This is a genomic window from Pseudobdellovibrio exovorus JSS (genome assembly GCF_000348725.1).
GTDB classification, from domain to species: domain Bacteria; phylum Bdellovibrionota; class Bdellovibrionia; order Bdellovibrionales; family Bdellovibrionaceae; genus Pseudobdellovibrio; species Pseudobdellovibrio exovorus.
The window spans coordinates 829,403-847,107 of the sequence record NC_020813.1 but is presented as its reverse complement, the minus strand read 5'-3'; the positions used below and the strand labels follow the sequence as shown (position 1 = coordinate 847,107).

21 protein-coding genes are annotated in these 17,705 nt (G+C 40.9%); 9 read left to right on the top strand and 12 right to left on the bottom strand.

Annotated elements, in window-relative coordinates; translation table 11 throughout:
- Nucleotides 1-28: 28 nt before the first annotated feature.
- A complete protein-coding gene (locus A11Q_RS04295) occupies nucleotides 29-961 on the top strand; it encodes a 1,4-dihydroxy-2-naphthoyl-CoA synthase (RefSeq protein WP_015469562.1) in 933 nt (310 codons plus the stop codon).
- On the opposite strand, the gene A11Q_RS04290 is transcribed toward A11Q_RS04295, so the two are convergent.
- The 3 genes from A11Q_RS04290 to A11Q_RS04280 all read right to left on the bottom strand — a co-directional run bounded on the left by A11Q_RS04290 (nucleotide 936) and on the right by A11Q_RS04280 (nucleotide 3,502).
- Nucleotides 936-1,550 carry a hypothetical protein gene (locus A11Q_RS04290; RefSeq protein WP_015469561.1) on the bottom strand — a complete coding sequence of 205 codons (615 nt, stop codon included), beginning with the start codon at nucleotides 1,548-1,550 and terminating at the stop codon, nucleotides 936-938. The two genes, A11Q_RS04295 and A11Q_RS04290, sit on opposite strands and share 26 nt — an antisense overlap.
- A gap of 80 nt (nucleotides 1,551-1,630) precedes the next feature.
- Nucleotides 1,631-2,836, bottom strand: a complete 1,206-nt coding sequence (locus tag A11Q_RS04285; RefSeq protein ID WP_015469560.1) for an RsmB/NOP family class I SAM-dependent RNA methyltransferase — start codon at nucleotides 2,834-2,836, stop codon at nucleotides 1,631-1,633.
- 18 nt (nucleotides 2,837-2,854) lie between these two features.
- Nucleotides 2,855-3,502 (bottom strand): hypothetical protein, encoded by a 648-nt coding sequence (locus A11Q_RS04280; protein ID WP_015469559.1) that lies wholly within the window; start codon nucleotides 3,500-3,502, stop codon nucleotides 2,855-2,857.
- Nucleotides 3,503-3,599: 97 nt separating this feature from the next.
- Between A11Q_RS04280 and nrdR the strand changes: the two genes are divergently transcribed.
- The 5 genes from nrdR to A11Q_RS04255 are packed head-to-tail and all read left to right on the top strand — an operon-like array spanning nucleotide 3,600 to nucleotide 6,415.
- Nucleotides 3,600-4,133, top strand: a complete 534-nt coding sequence (gene nrdR / locus A11Q_RS04275; protein WP_015469558.1) for a transcriptional regulator NrdR — start codon at nucleotides 3,600-3,602, stop codon at nucleotides 4,131-4,133.
- Nucleotides 4,134-4,153: 20 nt separating this feature from the next.
- Nucleotides 4,154-4,555, top strand: coding sequence for a transcription antitermination factor NusB (nusB, locus tag A11Q_RS04270; protein WP_015469557.1), 402 nt, complete (start codon nucleotides 4,154-4,156; stop codon nucleotides 4,553-4,555).
- Nucleotides 4,542-4,982 (top strand): hypothetical protein, encoded by a 441-nt coding sequence (locus tag A11Q_RS04265; protein ID WP_015469556.1) that lies wholly within the window; start codon nucleotides 4,542-4,544, stop codon nucleotides 4,980-4,982. Before nusB ends, A11Q_RS04265 begins: the two co-directional genes overlap by 14 nt.
- An 18-nt stretch (nucleotides 4,983-5,000) precedes the next feature.
- Nucleotides 5,001-5,570 (top strand): hypothetical protein, encoded by a 570-nt coding sequence (locus A11Q_RS04260; RefSeq protein WP_015469555.1) that lies wholly within the window; start codon nucleotides 5,001-5,003, stop codon nucleotides 5,568-5,570.
- Nucleotides 5,567-6,415 (top strand): pyruvate, water dikinase regulatory protein, encoded by an 849-nt coding sequence (locus A11Q_RS04255; protein ID WP_015469554.1) that lies wholly within the window; start codon nucleotides 5,567-5,569, stop codon nucleotides 6,413-6,415. The genes A11Q_RS04260 and A11Q_RS04255 overlap by 4 nt, the downstream gene beginning before the upstream one ends.
- A gap of 7 nt (nucleotides 6,416-6,422) precedes the next feature.
- Here the strand turns inward: A11Q_RS04255 and A11Q_RS04250 are convergent, their stop codons facing one another.
- Nucleotides 6,423-7,319, bottom strand: coding sequence for a LysR family transcriptional regulator (locus tag A11Q_RS04250; RefSeq protein WP_015469553.1), 897 nt, complete (start codon nucleotides 7,317-7,319; stop codon nucleotides 6,423-6,425).
- A 134-nt stretch (nucleotides 7,320-7,453) separates the two neighbouring features.
- On the opposite strand from A11Q_RS04250, the gene A11Q_RS04245 reads away from it, so the two are divergent.
- The gene (locus A11Q_RS04245) at nucleotides 7,454-8,212 is read left to right on the top strand and encodes a hypothetical protein (RefSeq protein ID WP_015469552.1); all 759 of its coding nucleotides are present in this window, start codon (nucleotides 7,454-7,456) and stop codon (nucleotides 8,210-8,212) included.
- A gap of 83 nt (nucleotides 8,213-8,295) precedes the next feature.
- Here A11Q_RS04245 and A11Q_RS04240 read toward each other — a convergent pair whose 3' ends face one another.
- Nucleotides 8,296-8,784, bottom strand: coding sequence for a flagellar basal body-associated FliL family protein (locus A11Q_RS04240; protein WP_148284935.1), 489 nt, complete (start codon nucleotides 8,782-8,784; stop codon nucleotides 8,296-8,298).
- 238 nt (nucleotides 8,785-9,022) lie between these two features.
- On the opposite strand from A11Q_RS04240, the gene A11Q_RS04235 reads away from it, so the two are divergent.
- Nucleotides 9,023-9,928 carry a L,D-transpeptidase Cds6 family protein gene (locus A11Q_RS04235; RefSeq protein ID WP_158320353.1) on the top strand — a complete coding sequence of 302 codons (906 nt, stop codon included), beginning with the start codon at nucleotides 9,023-9,025 and terminating at the stop codon, nucleotides 9,926-9,928.
- A 3-nt stretch (nucleotides 9,929-9,931) separates the two neighbouring features.
- Here the strand turns inward: A11Q_RS04235 and A11Q_RS13855 are convergent, their stop codons facing one another.
- The 7 genes from A11Q_RS13855 to hisC all read right to left on the bottom strand — a co-directional run bounded on the left by A11Q_RS13855 (nucleotide 9,932) and on the right by hisC (nucleotide 16,321).
- Nucleotides 9,932-10,108 carry a hypothetical protein gene (locus A11Q_RS13855; RefSeq protein ID WP_015469549.1) on the bottom strand — a complete coding sequence of 59 codons (177 nt, stop codon included), beginning with the start codon at nucleotides 10,106-10,108 and terminating at the stop codon, nucleotides 9,932-9,934.
- A gap of 56 nt (nucleotides 10,109-10,164) precedes the next feature.
- Complete coding sequence (locus A11Q_RS04230; protein ID WP_015469548.1) at nucleotides 10,165-10,911, bottom strand: rhomboid family intramembrane serine protease; 747 nt, start codon at nucleotides 10,909-10,911, stop codon at nucleotides 10,165-10,167.
- 2 nt (nucleotides 10,912-10,913) lie between these two features.
- The gene (locus tag A11Q_RS04225) at nucleotides 10,914-11,495 is read right to left on the bottom strand and encodes an HIT family protein (protein ID WP_015469547.1); all 582 of its coding nucleotides are present in this window, start codon (nucleotides 11,493-11,495) and stop codon (nucleotides 10,914-10,916) included.
- A gap of 4 nt (nucleotides 11,496-11,499) precedes the next feature.
- Nucleotides 11,500-12,477, bottom strand: coding sequence for a signal peptide peptidase SppA (sppA, locus tag A11Q_RS04220; RefSeq protein WP_015469546.1), 978 nt, complete (start codon nucleotides 12,475-12,477; stop codon nucleotides 11,500-11,502).
- Nucleotides 12,478-12,597: 120 nt separating this feature from the next.
- Nucleotides 12,598-14,391, bottom strand: a complete 1,794-nt coding sequence (locus A11Q_RS04215; RefSeq protein WP_015469545.1) for a 30S ribosomal protein S1 — start codon at nucleotides 14,389-14,391, stop codon at nucleotides 12,598-12,600.
- A gap of 128 nt (nucleotides 14,392-14,519) precedes the next feature.
- The gene (gene cmk, locus A11Q_RS04210; protein ID WP_015469544.1) at nucleotides 14,520-15,173 is read right to left on the bottom strand and encodes a (d)CMP kinase; all 654 of its coding nucleotides are present in this window, start codon (nucleotides 15,171-15,173) and stop codon (nucleotides 14,520-14,522) included.
- A gap of 23 nt (nucleotides 15,174-15,196) precedes the next feature.
- Nucleotides 15,197-16,321, bottom strand: coding sequence for a histidinol-phosphate transaminase (hisC, locus tag A11Q_RS04205; RefSeq protein WP_015469543.1), 1,125 nt, complete (start codon nucleotides 16,319-16,321; stop codon nucleotides 15,197-15,199).
- Nucleotides 16,322-16,389: 68 nt separating this feature from the next.
- Here hisC and A11Q_RS04200 point away from each other — a divergent pair, with 68 nt between their 5' ends.
- A complete protein-coding gene (locus A11Q_RS04200; protein WP_015469542.1) occupies nucleotides 16,390-17,703 on the top strand; it encodes a hypothetical protein in 1,314 nt (437 codons plus the stop codon).
- Nucleotides 17,704-17,705: the final 2 nt, after the last annotated feature.

Genomic DNA, 17,705 nt, shown 5'->3' with positions numbered 1-17,705 from the left:
TAATTTGGTCAATGGTACATATAGCCACATGAGCACAAAAAAAGTATCTGATATCTTCAATCCAGAAAAATGGACTGAAATCGAAGGCTTCGATTTCACTGACATCACCTATCATAGAGCCGTTGACCAAGGCACTGTGCGCATCGCCTTCAATAGACCTGAAGTTCGCAATGCTTTCCGTCCGAAAACTGTAGACGAGCTTTCTATCGCTCTTGAACACGCTCGCATCAGTGCTGATGTCGGAGTGGTCATCATCACAGGCAATGGCCCCTCACCAAAAGATGGCGGTTGGGCCTTTTGCTCGGGCGGAGACCAACGCATCCGTGGAAAAGATGGTTATAAATATGAAGGTAGTGACTCTAATGGCACTGGAAATACCGAACTCAGCAAAGTCGATCTTGCAAAATTAGGGCGACTTCACATACTGGAAGTGCAACGACAAATTCGTTTTATGCCCAAAGTAGTTATGGCCGTAGTACCGGGTTGGGCTGTTGGCGGTGGACACTCTTTGCATGTCGTCTGCGATATGACCTTAGCTTCAAAAGAACACGCTATTTTCAAACAAACCGATCCTGATGTGGCCAGCTTCGACTCTGGTTATGGTTCAGCTTATTTGGCTCGTCAAGTTGGCCAGAAAAAAGCGCGTGAAATATTCTTTTTAGGTCGTAACTACGATGCACAAACAGCTTACCAAATGGGTATGGTCAATGAAGTTATCCCCCATGAAAAACTAGAAGAGGTGGCTCTTGAATGGTCCGCTGAAATGAATAAGAAATCTCCTACCGCGATGCGAATGCTGAAGTATGGGTTTAATCTCATTGATGATGGACTTGTAGGACAACAGCTTTTCGCTGGCGAAGCTACACGACTTGCCTACGGCACAGAAGAAGCACAAGAAGGTCGTGATTCATTTGTACAGAAACGCGATAAGGACTTTAAAAAATATCCGTGGCACTACTAATAAGATGACGCAATTGGTACGCGTTATTAAGCGTGCCTACAACAATAAAAAAGAACAGCTCTGTCTTAAAACAAAATCGCAGAAAGCTCGATTTTGTTTTTGAAGACCAAGCATAATAATAAATAACAGCGAACATCACCGTGATCACTCCTGTGATGTAACTTAAAACGTATAACGTGTCTGTCGTGTTATAATATCTCATCACAGTATAATAATATAAAACGTATATGATAAAGAAGGGCACCGATATACTTCGCATAAAGAAGTCCATGATGTGCTCTTTGTACCAAGCCCCTGCTGGCACAATATTCATCATCTGACTGAGCTCATCACTGACATAGATAAAATTCTGTGCTTTATCGCCTTTATCATCGCGATCTTCTAACACGAAAAGATTTTTTGTGCTCATAGGAACTAAAGATAGTTGTCCTTTAGTTGAATAATTTTTTTCTTTAAAATTCATTGCATCTTTGAGTTTGTAACGAGGATGATCGGCGAGTAACGACAATCGACCAACTAAAGAGTTGATGCGAATTTGAAAATGGCTTCCCTCAATGGATTTAGACAACTCAAGATGCTTAGTAGGCATTGCTCATTATCCCGTGATTCAAGAAACAAAGACAGGCAAAAGCAGGCTTTCTCAAATTAGAACATCTAAAGAAAGTGCTTTTAGCTTTTAAGCAATACAGCCGCATAAAAGCCATCAAACTGATCCTTGTGTGGCCATACTCGTAACTGATTTTTTAACGTCCACCCTTCGCCGGCTGGTGAACTTAAAAACCATTTCACTTGTTCTTCATTCTCGCGATGTAAAATACTGCATGTGGCATAAACCATCAGGCCACCCGATTTACACATCTTGGAGTATTGCGAAATAATTTCTTTCTGAAGATTTTGCAATCGTTCAATTTCTTCAATTGTTAATTTCCATTTTGTGTCTGGATTTCGTCGAATAACTCCTAAACCTGAACAGGGAACATCCAAAAGTACGCGGTCAAAAGACCCCTCAAGGCGTTTAATCGTTTTATTCGACTCGATGACTTTCGTTTCAATGATGTCAACCCCGCCGCGTGCAGCACGAGTTTTCAGTTCTTTTAATTTCCATTCATGAATATCCATGGAAATAATTTTGCCTTTATTTTTCATCGCTGCGGCTAAGTGTAACGACTTTCCACCAGCACCAGCACACGCATCGACCACACGATGGCCCGGCTGCACTTCTAACAGCGGAGCGATCAATTGTGATGCGGCATCTTGAACTTCAAAGTAACCTTTTTTAAAACACTTCGTCGCAAAAACATTTTTTCTTTTAGCTAATTTCAAACAAGAAGGAAGTGTAAACTTATCCGCCAACACTTTTTCTGCATGCACATCTTCTTGAGCCAACTCGCTGATCACTTTATCTGGAGTCGCTTTTAAAGTATTCACACGCAGAAAGACCTCTGCTGGTTTATTGAGTGCGTTCATCAACGCTGGCCACTCATCTTTGAATTCATCATACCCCAAAGAAGATAACCAATCAGGAAAAGAGTTTTCTATCTCGGTCGGCAACTTTTCTTGAGCCCGCTGAGCCATCGCTTCAGGTCTTAATCCTGCTACTTCTTTCCACTGTGGCAACTCACCATACATTTGGTAAAGGTAGGCGCCTAACAATCCCCATGACTCAGAGGTGCCAGCTATAAATTCAAGGTACCGACGGTGGCGAACAATTTCATAAACACCCTCAGCAAAGAAGCGGCGATCACGCGCTCCCCACTTACTATTTTTCTTAAAGCTATACTCGATAACTTTATCCGCATATCTGTGGTTCAAAAAAATTTCATCCAATGCGGTAGCAATGGACTGTACAAGGTGAAAATGAAGTTGAAGCGCCAAAGATGGTTCCGATCTTAATTAAAAGTTAAAGATGGCACCCGCTGAAACATAGGTCCCATTCAACTGTCCATCCGAAGTCAGTTGCAAGTGGTTCTTCATACCGCCTTCGACATAGAAGCCCGCACTTTCAAATAAATTAAAAATACGTAGCCCTAAAAACAACTGATAATCTAATGTTAATGAAGATTCATTACTGATTTGAGTAAAGAAAACACCCGGCCCTGCTGCCGCACCAAAATAAAGTGGAAATTTTGAACTCGCATCAGGAAAAGTCACCGCATACATAAAGCTCATTTTGTTTGCTTTGCTATTTACTGGTTCGTACTCCGTGTAAGACACGCGTAACGCGTAATCCATCAAGTCAGCATGGGAGCCAAGACGATAAGTCACATCTATTCCCCATTTACCGACATCCTCTTCCTTATTTACCGGACCCCACTGATAACTGTCTGATTTCGTATAAAGACTCAGCCCCAACGCAAGATACCGATCTGTCGCATAGTCGGAAGCCACAGCTCGTGTGTATTGAGTGGATTCTTGTGATGGGTTTTGCTGAAAGTATTTTGCAGCTGCTGCTCTGCCCACTTTTGGCGCATTAGCAAAAGCTGATGCAGTTATAGCCAGTGTAGAAAATACAAAAAGCAGCGTACACCTGTTTAATAGCATCTCAGCCTCCTCGTTTTTATGCTACGCGCAAGTTTTGTTTTTTGCAAATTGAGTTGATTGACCCTGACTTTAGCCTCACCTAATTTAAGTCTCAGCTATGAGATGCCCTTTCTGCGGTCATTCCGAAGATAAAGTTTTAGATACGCGCGTCCAAAAGGATGGCGGCATTCGTCGAAGACGAGAATGCCTTTCTTGCAAGTCGCGTTATTCAACACACGAAACCGTGATGTTGAGCTATCCATTTGTCATCAAGAAAGATGGACGCCGCGAACCTTATAGCAAAGAAAAACTCATTCGCGGCATGCAAGCCTCATGTCAAAAAAGACCTGTGAGCTTGGCGCAAGTAGAAGCTTCTGTTGAAAGAATCTCAGCATGGCTTATTACTCGCGGCGAAGGAGAGGTTTCATCGCAAATCATCGGCCGTCGCGTAATGGCAGAACTAAAACTTTTAGATGATGTTGCCTACGTTCGTTTTGCCAGTGTTTACAGAACATTCAAAGACGTACAAGAGTTTGTCGAAAAACTCGAAGGCGATGAGCTTGTTGATATGATCGAAACGAATGGCCCACAGTTGAGCCTTACCCCAATCAACATGCGCGAACCAGATAAAGACTTCAGCGGAAACAACTAGTTTTCTTTTAAGGACACAACATGAGACGACAATCCAGAGAGATCGCATTACAAGTTCTATTTCAAGTCGAGTATGCTCCTCAAATTTCTTTTAATGATCTTATTAATCTTTTTGAACAAAACCGCGATCAATCCTTAGTTAAGTACGCTGACATCATCGTTCGTGGTGTTGGACAGTATCGTGAAAAAATTGATCACAAAATTCAAGAAGCTAGTCGCCATTGGAAAATTGAACGTATGGGCGGTGTTGATCGCAACATCTTAAGAATGGCTGTGTACGAAATGTTTTATGCCGATGAATTGATCGAGCCTAAAATTGCGATCAATGAAGCTATCGAGATTGCCAAAATTTTCGGAACTCAAGAGTCCGCTTCTTTTGTTAACGGATTACTTGATCAGGTTGTCCGCAATGAGCGAAAATAAACTCGCAGAAGCTCAGGCCCTCAATGCCGGAGCTCAGTTATGGATTATTAAGAACGATCCCGATCTCTATTGGTGGAAGAAGCTCGATTTACATTCAAAGTACCTTCTTTCACAGAATCTCAGAAAGCCAAAAAAAGAACATCCGATTGAAATTCAAAATATCTTAAATGCTACGGACATGACGTTGCAGCAAAGTGATTACAGTCGGAACTCGTTACTACTGGGCACAGGCGATCACTTTTTGAATACGTGGTTGTTGCTTTGGGAAAATTTAAGCGATGCCCAGTTGGTTAACTTGATCACCCTGACGAGCCAGCAGTTAAAAGCAGAAAGTCTACGCCTCTTTTCACATACCCATGTCAGTGCACAATTGATGACTCGCCTTACGGCTAGTTCGGTGACTATATCGTACATTGAGAATGTCTGACGAGCTATATTAGAACTGATGTTTAAAAAGCTCAGTTCTAAACTTGAAAAAATGTTCGATCAACCTTCTGAGGTTGCATCACATGTCGAAAACAAGCCAACAACAGCCACAGTATTAAAAACTGATGAATTTCAGATTACTGAGAACAACAAGCTCCTTGAAAATATAAGTTATATTTTTTCAGGAGATCAAATTACAGAAAAAGATCTTCCTTTGCTTTTCTCTCACCTATCCAGTTTCTTTGAAGGTGGTTTTTTATTTGAAAAAAAACAAACCAATGGTGTCGCTATCCTAACGCAAGCTTTTTGGGCCGGTAAGTCGATCTCTTGCAAACAGCTACCTCAGAGAACATTACATTTACCACGCACAAGTGCATTTAAAGTTTTAAAAACACCTACCAAAACTTTAATGCGACACTTCGGTTTAGATTTAGGACAAAACTACAATGACTCAGGTTTGATCTCTTATCTGATTCCGCTGAATGATCGCTACAGTATTGCGGTTACCACGATCTTAGCAGAACCTTGGGCGCGACTACGAATCGAGTTACTGCAAAAAACATTGATGAAAATTAATTTCCCGACATGAGTTCAGAACAGCAATCCAACCACACTATTTTTCTGTTATCTGATGGAACTGGCGAAACTGCCGTGACCATGATTCGTGCAGCACTTGTGCAATACGACGCCCAAGAAATTCATATCCAACGCTGTAAAAATATTCGTTCAGAAGAGCAAGTTCAGAGCTTAGTAGATGAGTGTTTCGAAAAAAGAGGCATGATCGCCTACACCTTTGCGAGCCCCACTCTTAGACAAAAGACAGCTGATCTTTGCCTTGAAAAATCTATTCCGGCCATTGATTTCCTTGGACCCTTAATTGAAAAGCTGGATCACTTCTTTGGTGTTCCCTCTGCAAAAAAAGTCGGAGCCCTTAGACAAACTGATGATATGTATTTTAAACGTATCGAAGCTATCGAATACACAGTCCGACATGATGACGGCAAAACACTGAACGAATTAGATAAAGCCGATATCGTTCTGGTCGGCATTAGCCGCACAAGTAAAACTCCTCTTTCGATTTTTTTAAGTCACAAAGGTTGGAAAGTCGCCAATATCCCATTGGTTTTGGGTGCTCCTCTACCCGAGCAACTGTTCAAAATCGATCAGCGAAAAATTGTGGGTTTGATTATTGATATTAACTCATTACAAAGAATCAGAAAAAATCGCCTAGAAAAATTTGGGCAAGACTCCGGCGGAGAATACGCTTCGATTCAGCAAATTTTAAAAGAGATTGAATATGCAGAAGGCCTCTTTAAACAAAATAAAAGATGGCCTGTTTTTAATGTCACCGAACGGGCTCTTGAAGAAACCGCCAGCGAGATTGTACGTATTATCGCATCCCGCATGGGCTGGCCAGAATCAGTTCTTTTCTAGTTTTTTACTAATTCTTTTCTTGGTCACCCGTTAAAGCTTGAAACAGAATTTGTGCTGTTTCAGCAACTGGTGAACTCGTCTTGTAGTAATAGTGGAAGTTCATCTTGTATTCAAAGTCAGAAATACGCACATGGTTCAAACGTCCACTGCGCACTTGTTTCTTGATCGAACTTGCAGGCAAGAAACCAATTCCCAAACCATACTCAATAACACGTTTTAAAGTTCCCACATTCGCCGACTCAAATACCGACTGCACTTTTCCCACTTTCGCATTCAGCTTAAGGTCAAAGTCAGGGAATTCATCCGAGAAATGCACATAGGGAATTTTTTTGATTTCATTCAAGGCAATTGTCATCGGATAGAACTCATCTTTACCCGAGCCGACCAACCACATCTCTTCTTGAAATAAAATCTGAGACTTCGAATCCGCCATCTGCGTTTTGTAGTTCAGCTCGGCATCTGGAATCACCACAACATCCAACTCGCCTTTTTTATAATCCTGAATCAAAGACTCGCCTTTTGCGTAGTTCACTTTGATTTTGAAGTCAGGATTAAATTTTAAAAGTCGACTTACAACAGGACTCATCAAATGTAATCCGATCGAATTCAGAGTTCCAATGCGAAGTTCACCGCGCAACTGTGCTCCGATAGATTTAATCGAAACCTCAGCCACCTGAGCCAAACTTAAAATTTTCTTGGCATGCTCATAAAGAATTTCACCTTGAGCTGTCATCTTAATCTGCTTGGAACCGCGGACGATTAACTCGACACCTAAGTCGTCTTCCATGTTCTTCATTTGCTGACTTACTGCTGGTTGAGTAAGAAATAATTTATCTGCAGCCGCCGTCATACTTCCTTCAGAGACAACCGTGACAAACGTCTGTAGCTGGGACAGGTTCAGCATAAACTCTCCTTCTAGATACCCTATATAAGCATGATATACTCACGCTAAAATAATTCTGCTGGTCGTTTATATAATTTATGCTTATAATGATAGGCGGTAAATAAACTTTACGTCCACATCAAAGTGAGGTCATCGTGTCAAGATTCAGGACTAAACTTACTTTATCTGTTCTGTGTTTAGCTTCTGTAGGACTATCAAGTCTACAAGCTGAGGCAAGAACCTTTAAAAACGCCTATATTTCTTTTGAAATGCAGGACAATTGGAAGTGCCAGCTCGAACAGACTGAATGGGTTTGCCGCGCTGAAGATCCTCAAGAGGCAAAAGAAGCGGTTATTATTTTAACAGCTAAAGAAACCGGTCCAACTGACTCTTATGAAATCTATGCCGGCCACATGGACAACCCCATCAATACAGTGACTCAATCTGGTATTCCTCTGACGTCTCTGGTGAAATACAAATCTCAAGAGCAAAAAATCAATGATCAAAAGTGGCTCGATGCCCTTCATCAGGACAGTGAGGTTCCAAACTACTTCACTCGTTACTTGGCCACGATCAAGGATCAAATTGCCATCTTGGTGACCTTCAGCGCTCACAACAAACACTATGCGAAACACAGTCCTAACTTTGATCGCACCATCCGCTCTTTACGTGTGATCGCCACCAAAGACTTACTTAACAGACCTGATCTGGGTCCTCTTCACGGCTCTTCTGATATTTTAGGAGCCCCAATCAGTGGAGCTATGCCTACAGATCTTATTGCGCCGGAAGAAACAGCAGCTCATGCGAAAGCGAAGAAAAGTATCTTTCAAAATGAAATGCTGATTGGCTTAGCCCTGTTCATCTTAGCCGTTCTGGGTTATGTCGGTATGAAGATTTATCAGAAACGCCGATAGATATTTGATAATACCTACAAATAAAAAAAGAGGCTTAGAGCCTCTTTTTTTTTGAATGAACCTGTTCTTTTAAAAGCAGATTATTATAACTCCGAGTTCATAACGAAGGCTGAAAAGTACACATCTTTCACAAGACCTTTACTTAACACCTGATTCACTTCTGAAACTATTTTATCTTTCAAGAAGAGCTTACCTTGAATGGTTTCAAGGTCATCAAAAGTCTTATCATTTAAAATACGCACGATGCGATCACGCGCTTTAGCACGATTATCAAAATCCATGATCTCTTGGAAGGCAATAGGACTGATCATATCTAAGTTCACTTGCACCATGATCATTCTTTTGGGCACACCTGCTAAATTCACCACCAAATTATCCATCGTGTACACAAGCGGCGCCTGAGCGAATTTTTCATTTAAGCTCGCAGGTTCACGCAGTTTTTTTTCAGTGATTTTATTGGGATACTCGTAACCTACGGTTGAAATAAAAACCCAATAGGTTCCTAATCCCAATGCGGCTAGATTCATTGTCACCATGGATGCCACTAAGATTTTTTTGACTGTTGCCTTCATGCAAAGTGGATCGGCTAGAGCAGGACTAGCCTTTAGTGCCAATCCAGAGATTCTCAATTTAGGACAACCGCTCAAATCTTCCCTTACAAAAAAACTTGTACAAAGACTAGCCCCTGTATAGAGTTGATAGAGAGACACCGCTATGTTGTTGTTTTTGTACAATTTTTTATCATTTTTAATTATTTTTAGCTTTAGTCATAAAGCTATTGCCACTGGACCAGACTCTGGACCTGAGGCAATGGAAATTAAATTGATCCCAGCACCTTCGATTGAAGCGAAATATCCTAAGCAGATTTTGAATCTTTCCACAGATGAACGCATTTCAACAAATGCCCTCTTAGCAGATAAGACGAAAAGACAATTAAGCGTTATCGATCTAAGCAGTTTGAGCCAAGGTGCCATCAAAGATCAGTACACAATCGATATCGGGAAAAAGTCTGGCGACAAAACAAAACGCAATGACAAAAGAACACCTGAAGGTATCTATCGCCTACTGGAGCGCAAAGCTCCACCGGAAATTCCATTTGAAACTTATGGCTCCATGGCTTTCACGACAAACTATCCAAACTACTTCGATAAATTCCAAAATAAAACTGGGGATGGTATCTGGCTACATTCAGTACCGGACAAAGTTCCTTTGACGCGTGGATCACGTGGCTGTGTTGTCCTTCGCAATAACGACATCAAAAAAATAGAATCCACTATTTTACTCAATAAAACATTTCTTGTGATTGATAACAAAATTGATTGGATTTCCGCTGAAGAGCATGTGGCAGCCAAAGACTACGCTTTGGAATGGTTCAATCAATGGAGAACCCATTGGCAAAATCAAGATCTGGAAAATTACATCGAAAAGTACTCGAGTCAGTTCCAGGCTCCACCATTCAATAAAAAAACATGGTTGGCCCATAAACAAAAATTAAAAGAAAGATACAGCTACGTGAAAGTTAGAGTTTCTGATCCCAATATTTTTCAATTGAAAAATCAGTATCTTATTCAGTTTGTTCAGGAATACGAGTCAGATGGTTACTCGGATGTGGGCGTGAAAACTCTTTATGTTATTAAAGAGAATGGAACTCTGAAAATTCGCAGAGAAGAGTGGGCCCCTCTTGTTGTCAATATGGCCCACCAACAAAATAAATAAAAACTAAGTTAAGTCTTTATCTTCTTTTTCGATATCAAGTTTTTCGCAAAGAGCCTCTAAATCTTCCAAGTTTTGCGTGTACTGCTCAACTTGTTCTTTAGTTACGCGTCCCATTTTAATGTTCAAATCTACTAATCTTTTATCGTACTTAAGTTCTTCAAGCGCTTTATTTAATGACATCTCTTACCTCGATCTGTTTTATGCAGAGTTCTATATATCTTTAAATGGGATTAAAATCAATTCCAGTATTTAGGGCCGTTTTTGTCGTCTTTCAGCTTTTCGTTATCGACTACAAGGCGAAGCCCAGCCCCCTTCTTATTCAGCTTAGAGCGGGTTTTACTGAGCTTTAAGCGCGTATTCGTCCATAAGAATAGGAAACCGACAAGGGCTCCCCCGAGATGGGCTAAATAGGCCACCTCGCCACCACTGAAGCCAGTCGTCAACAGTGAGGACAGATCTAAAGCCGCCGCAATCATAGCAAAATACTTAGCTTTCATTGGGAACAGACCCATAAAGTAGACCACTCGCTCACCAAAGATGATTCCGTAGGCCACCAATAGACCGAACAAGGCCCCTGAAGCCCCAATAACAGGAATCCCGAGTGGTGCCTGATTGCCAGTTATCACAGCATAAATAGCCACGCCAAAACAATACACGATGGCAGCCCCAGCCCCACAGACAGCATAATAAATCGTGAAGAAGCGGCCACCCCAATGGCGCTCTAACTCAGAACCAAAGAAGTAAAGCATTAGGGCATTAAAGAAGATATGGAAAGGTGAAAGCGCATGAAAAAACATATAGGTGAAGAGCTGCCATGCCCAAAACTTTTCGATCACCTGATCTGGGTGAAGAAAAAACCATGTACTGATATTCAAACCCACAAACTTATCTAAAACGATTTGCATCACTATCCAAACAGCAGCAATGGCAATCATGATTTTTTTTACAACTGGAGTTATTGGTGCAACTTGAATCTGAGCCATACTCACTCCTCTATCTTAGAAAAATATTCAGTTAATCGTGCGTAAGTGTCGTCTAATGACTCCATCACTAATTTTGTACCTGCAATTAGCGGGAAGAAATTAAGATCACCATTCCAACGGGGAACTATATGATAATGAAGATGCTCGGGAATACCCGCACCTCCAGAAGCTCCGTGATTCATCCCGATATTCATCCCATTTGGGGCATAGATATCTTGAATGGCTTGAATGGCTAATCGCAAAGTGCGATGTAAGTCGTCGTAGCGCTCAGGACTTAGCTCTAATATTTGTCCTACGTGCTCTAACGGCAAAACCAATAGATGACCATTATTATAAGGGTATTTATTCAAGACGATCTGGGAATGCTGACTTTTATAAACACAAAGTGTTTCAAAAGATTCAGGTTTATTTGCAGAGTTACAGAACACACAACCTGAAGTTTTAACCATCTTACGAACATACTTTAGTCTTTCAGGGCGAAAGAAGATGTTGCGTTGATTGGGCCAGCCATCAGTCTTCGCTTTTTTAGATGAAGACTTTTTGCTTTTCGTTTTCTTAGTTGTTGGACTTTTTTTCTTTGCCAAACAACTACTCCCAATAACCAGGCATCAAATAAAGAGGTTGATTTAAGTAACGCGTTTTCAAAACTGTTCTGATAACTTCTTTTGCGGCCCCGCTAGAAATCGCAGCTTTACCACTCATTAACTCTTGAACATCAGTCAGCGTGTTCAGATCGTCCACATCATCATTTAGACTGAAAATATCCATAAAGCCTGTGCGCTCTTTTTTCGGTTTAAAGACTTTGTAATCATCCCCTAAACCAGCTTCTGTAGCTGCTAGTTTCACCGCATCTTCAAATGTCCCGATAGAATCTGCAAATTTCAGCTCGACAGCTTTAGCTCCTGTCATCACACGTCCATCAGCATACATAGCTACAGTTTCGTGAGGTAACTGACGAGCTTCAATCACAGCATTGCGAAACTGTTCATATACTTCATCAATCATCCCTTGGAATAATAAACGCTCATCTTCACGCATAGGTCTGTACTCAGATCCTGAGTCTTTAAATCGACCTGAAGATATTGAATAACGTTGAATTTTAGCCCAATCATATAGTTTTTCTAAGTTAGCAAACTCCATAATAACACCGATAGAACCTAACATAGTCCCCGGAGCTACTACGATTTTGTCGCAGGCCAAAGCCACATAGTAACCACCGCTTGCAATCAAGTTGGTGCTGACACAAACGATTGGTTTTTTAGTCTCTTGCTTAACTCGCATTAACTCGTAATAAATTTCTTGCGAAGGACCAACCGCTCCTCCTGGAGAATTGATATCCACAACAATGGCTTTGATAGCGGAATCTGTTTTGTATTTTTTAAGAGTGGTTAATAGCTTTTTGCCATTAAGAATAACGCCATTCACTTCTAAGTGCAGAATTGCATTTTTAGAAAGTCGACTTTCGTTATCACCCCAGTAACCTGTTGAGGTACGATAGATGTAAATACCCAAAAGAATCAGAATAAGACCGATGACAAATTTTCTACGGAATGACCACTTCTTCATAAAAATCCTTTTTTATTAATCTGACGATCTATTATAGGGGTAAAAATAAAAAAAGGGCACCCGTGGGCACCCTTTTCAATTCTGTTTGTCTAGGTGCGTATAAAACCCGCACCTTTAAAACTAGTTTTTATCTGTTTTTAAGTTTTTCAACTGATCGCCGAACATGTCGCCGAAGCTTGTTTTAGAAGTTGAAGTCGCTTTTTTAACGTAGTCATCAACATCTGCTTTAGCTTCACGCAGTTTTACAAGCTTAGAAGACAACCCGATTTTACGAGCATCTTTATCGATTGTAATCACTTCAGCTTTCAAAGTTTCACCAACTTTTACGAAGTCTTCAACTGTTTGAATTTTATCAGTTGTTAACTCAGAAATGTGGATCAAACCTTCGATATCAGCAGCAAGTTCAACAAATGCACCGAAGTCAGTTGTTTTAGTTACTTTAACATCGTGTTGTGTCCCGATACCGTATTTAGTTTCGATTTGTGACCAAGGATCACCTTCAAGTTGTTTAACACCTAAAGAGAATCTTTCGTTCTCAGAATCTACACCTAAAACAACCGCTCTGATTTTTTGTCCTTTAGCGAACATTTCAGAAGGGTGATTTACACGTTTAGTCCAAGAGAAGTCAGAGATGTGAACTAAACCATCGATACCGTCTTCGATACCAACGAAGATACCGAAATCAGTTACTGATTTTACTTCACCTTCAATGATAGTTCCTGGAGGGTAAGTTTCTTTCAACTCGATCCAAGGATTAGCTTGAAGTTGTTTCATGCCCAAGCTGATACGACGATTTTCAGTGTCGATTTCAAGAACTTGAACTTCAACTTCTTGATCTACTTGAACTACTTGGTTTGCGTGTTTTACACGTTTAGTCCAAGACATTTCAGAAACGTGGATCAAACCTTCAACTCCATCACCTAACTCAACGAAAGCACCGTATTCAGCAACTGATACGACTTTACCTTTAACGCGAGCACCGATTTGGTATGTGCCTTTGATATTTGCCCAAGGATCTTCAGTTAATTGTTTTAAACCTAAAGATACGCGCTCTTTTTCAGTGTCGTATTTCAAGATTTTAACTTGGATTTCGTCACCCACGTTGATCAACTCAGAAGGGTGTTTTACACGTCCCCAGCTCATGTCTGTGATGTGTAACAATCCATCCAAACCACCTAAATCAATGAAAGCACCGTAATCAGTTACGTTTTTAACAAGACCTACTACTGTAGCTCCCTCTTTCATTGTATCAGCTGTTTGTGCTTTCAAACTATCGCGTTCTTCTTCAAGAATCGCTCTGCGAGAAAGTACGATGTTACCGCGTTTTTTGTTAAACTTGATAACTTTGAATTTATATTTTTTACCTAAGTAAACATCCATGTTGCGTACTGGACGCAAATCGATTTGAGAACCTGGTAAGAATGCTTTAACGCCAATATCAACAGAAAGGCCGCCTTTAACTTTCGCTACAACAACACCTTCAATGATCTCTTCGTTTTCAGCCGCTTTAGAAATATCTGTCCATGCACGTAACATGTCAGCTTTATCTTTAGATAATGAAATCATGCCGTTATCGTTTTCGATACGGTCAATCAACACTTCGACTTGGTCACCAGCTTTTACTTGGCGAACTCCATCAACCATACGGAATTCATTGATCGGAATCAAACCTTCAGATTTGTAGTTAATATCTACAAGAACGTAGTCTGATTGAACCTCAACAACAGTACCAGTGACAACATCACCTACTCTGAAATCTTGTTCTTTTGTTGAAGCTGAAAAGAGTTTTTCGAACTCTCCACCTGCAGCTTGAGTATTCAAACCAGGATTTGCTGGGATCTTAGCATCTTCTGCATCTAGCATCGCTAAAACCGATTGTTTTTCTTTTTCGCTCTTATTTAATGTTTTGTTCATGTTCTTTCTTTTTCCTCCCGCGCAAAGTGTCCTCTTGGAACTCTAAGGCTGAAGAGTAGTTCTAGGGGGTTTTAAGGCTATGGTCAACCACAGAGTAACCCCGCTCGACTTGCTTATTTTTTAGGCTATTAGATTTTTTGCTGAGCGAACTGATGGATCTTCTCAACAACGTCCATCAGGGTCATTTGAGTGGTATCCACCACCAAGGCATCCTGTGGTATCTGTAGAGGAGCCGTTTTACGTGTTGAATCTTGCTCGTCACGTTGTTTTTGCTGGATCACCAGCTCTTTTTCATCCATTCCCAACTCTTGCGCCCGTCTTTGGGCTCTGTGCTCGGACGATGCCGTCAGATAAATTTTAACTTCGGCCTGAGGGAAGACTACCGTTCCGCAGTCTCGGCCCTCGGCAACCAAGCCATTGGCTTTTAAAGCGCATTGGCGCTGGTGATCTAAAAGAGAACGACGAACCTCTGGATAATGACTGATTTGGCTAGCCACATTGCCCACAGCTTCTTGTGCAATCTTATCTGTGACATCTTGATCGCGAAACCAAGCTTGAGTTCTTTCTGGAGTCATCACGATCTTCCACGTATCTGACATTGCTAACTCTGTTAGAGCCACTTTATCTGATAGATCGATACCGCTTTCCAGAGCGGCGTAGGCCAATCCTCTGTAAAACGCACCCGTAGACACCCATGGGATACCTAAACGCTTTGCCAGTTCTCTGCTGACAGAGGACTTCCCTGAGGCCGCAGGCCCATCAATTGTGATCACAAAACCCATAATAAATCCTTGAAAAGCTGAGCCTAACCGATTTCAGAAACCTCAGTCAGCATTTTTTCTATAGCAGCAATCGCTTTTTTATTCTCGTCCATATTACCGACTGTCATACGCATTAATGTCTTGAAGCCATAATTTTGGACAGGACGTAAAATCACACCTTTTTTAAGCAAATTGAGGTTCACTTGCTCGACATCACGCTGAGTATCAAATAAGACAAAATTGGCTTCTGATGGATAGTACTTCAAATTAAGACGACTGAGTTCTTTATAAAAATACTCAAGCCCATCCCACACCGCTTTTTGCGAAGCTTTGACGTAATCTTCATCATCTAAAACGGCAATCCCCGCAACTTGTGCTAAATCATTCACATTAAATGGATTACGGACACGATTGTAATACTCTAATACGTACTCTGGAGCGACCAAGGCTCCTAAACGTAAACCGGCCATACCATAGACTTTTGAAAAAGTTTTTAAGACCAAAACATTCGAGTATTTTTTGTAGAAGCTGGAAGCCGCTTTGAACTTAGGATCGCGCACATATTCAGTATAGGCCTCATCAAAAACCAATAGAACATCGTCGCGGTTTCCCAAGCGCACAAGGAACTCTTCTAATTCAGCTCCACCAACTACTGTGCCTGTTGGATTATTCGGGTTAGGAATGAAGATCAAATGAATATTAGCTGTGGGATTTCTAAAAAAGTGATCCGCTATGGCCTTCAAATCAATCGTTAAATCTTCGCGAAGTGGTACTGTTCTAACTTTAACACGCGCCGCTTGAGCACAGACTTGATAAGCAACAAAAGCCGCCTCTGAAGTTAAAATCGAATCTGTAGATGGTTCACAAAAAATACGAATGAGTAAGTCGATGATTTCATTAGAGCCATTACCCAAAGCGATCTGAGAGGCCGGAACATCCCATTTTTCTGAGATTTTTTTTACCAGCTCGTAACCCACTGGATCTGGGTAGCGGTGCTGCTGAGAAAGATATTTTTGCACAGCTTCAACCGCCTTAGGACTAGGCCCTAAAGGATTCTCATTACTAGCCAATTTTACGATTTCAGTCAGACCAAATTCCCGCTGTGTTTCAGAAATAGGTTTTCCTGGTTTATACGGAATTAGGTTTAATATCTGTGCCGATACTTTCATAGTTGACCCTCTTTATCTGAGTTCATAACATACCGATTACAATAAAAGAAAGCGTGAGTTAATTAAAAATGATGTCGAAACTAGCAGTTGCTCTGTATCTAGGCGAATCTTATGCCACAATTGGCTTGTTTGATATTTCACAGTCAAAAACGCCTACAGCCTTATTTGAAAAATCAATTTTTCTACCCCAAGTTTCTTTAAAGTCTCTTTTAGGACAAGTGAAACAGCATATCAAAACCAGCACAGGTGAAGACGATCCGGAACTTCCTGTTTTTATCGTCACTAAATATTTTGATCGTCTACGACAATTTCGTCTGGGCGGTAGTATCTCGCAAGTCATCTTGAAGGACTTTGAAAACTCTTACACATTAACAGACAGTAAAGCGCTTTCACTAGCGGCTACTCAGTTAATTATTCCGATAGATCCACAAAAAGTAACGGAAGCTTATCTGACTGAAGAACTCAGCCGCGTAAAAAAAGTTAATCCTGAGCTGAATAAAGTCGTAATTGCTTTGCCTGCCAATCGCATCTCGGATGAAAAGCAAAAACTTATCACTGATTTCTTCCAAAAAGCTGAACTTAAAATATTTCACTGTCCTTCCCCTGAAAATCAAAGCGTCTTACGTAAGACACTCCTGAATGCAGGAAGTGAAGGCACAAAAGAGGAAATTATTGACGAGGTTAAAGAGAATCTTTCAGCGCAAGCGCAGATCTCTTTCTTCTGTCAGAATAAATTCCAAACAAATTTTGAAAACTGTGAGCTCTTTGGCAGTGCTAGCGACTTTCTTTCATTTTTTGTGAGCAGTCATAAACATAGCTTCGGCGCCTACTTCGATATTGAGTCTTTAAAATTTATTAACTCCTACCAAAGTGATATTTGGAACAGCCCATGGGGATCTGTGCAGATCAAGCATCGCGAGCATATTGATTTAGGTGTTCATCCCTTTACGGAATTAAAGTTAAATCACCTCTCGATTATGGATACAGAGCCACATGCAATTCAGTTCGAACCGGGGCCTGTTGTTGCTGGGCGAGCGATCAAACCTCTTATGTTGGATCTATTTCATGCAGATTTACAAAAGAATGACCTTGCTTCAAACCTCTTTTCCCAAATTTCTCAGGATACACTGAAAGCTAAAATTCAAAACTTGCTTTCAGTTCTAGAAAAAGGACAAAAGAATCCTCATCTATCCCTGAAACTGAACGAGTTGAAGCAAAATTTAATTGATAACATGGCCCACGAAATTCTATTTCATTCAGAAAAAGAAAAGCCTCTACTTTTCGGTCCCCTTGTCGATGTCTTCGGACCCGACACAACTGGCACTCGTGTCCAAGACTTTTCATGGCCGAAGGAAATTATTAAGGCAGCGTTAGCTGTGTAAAA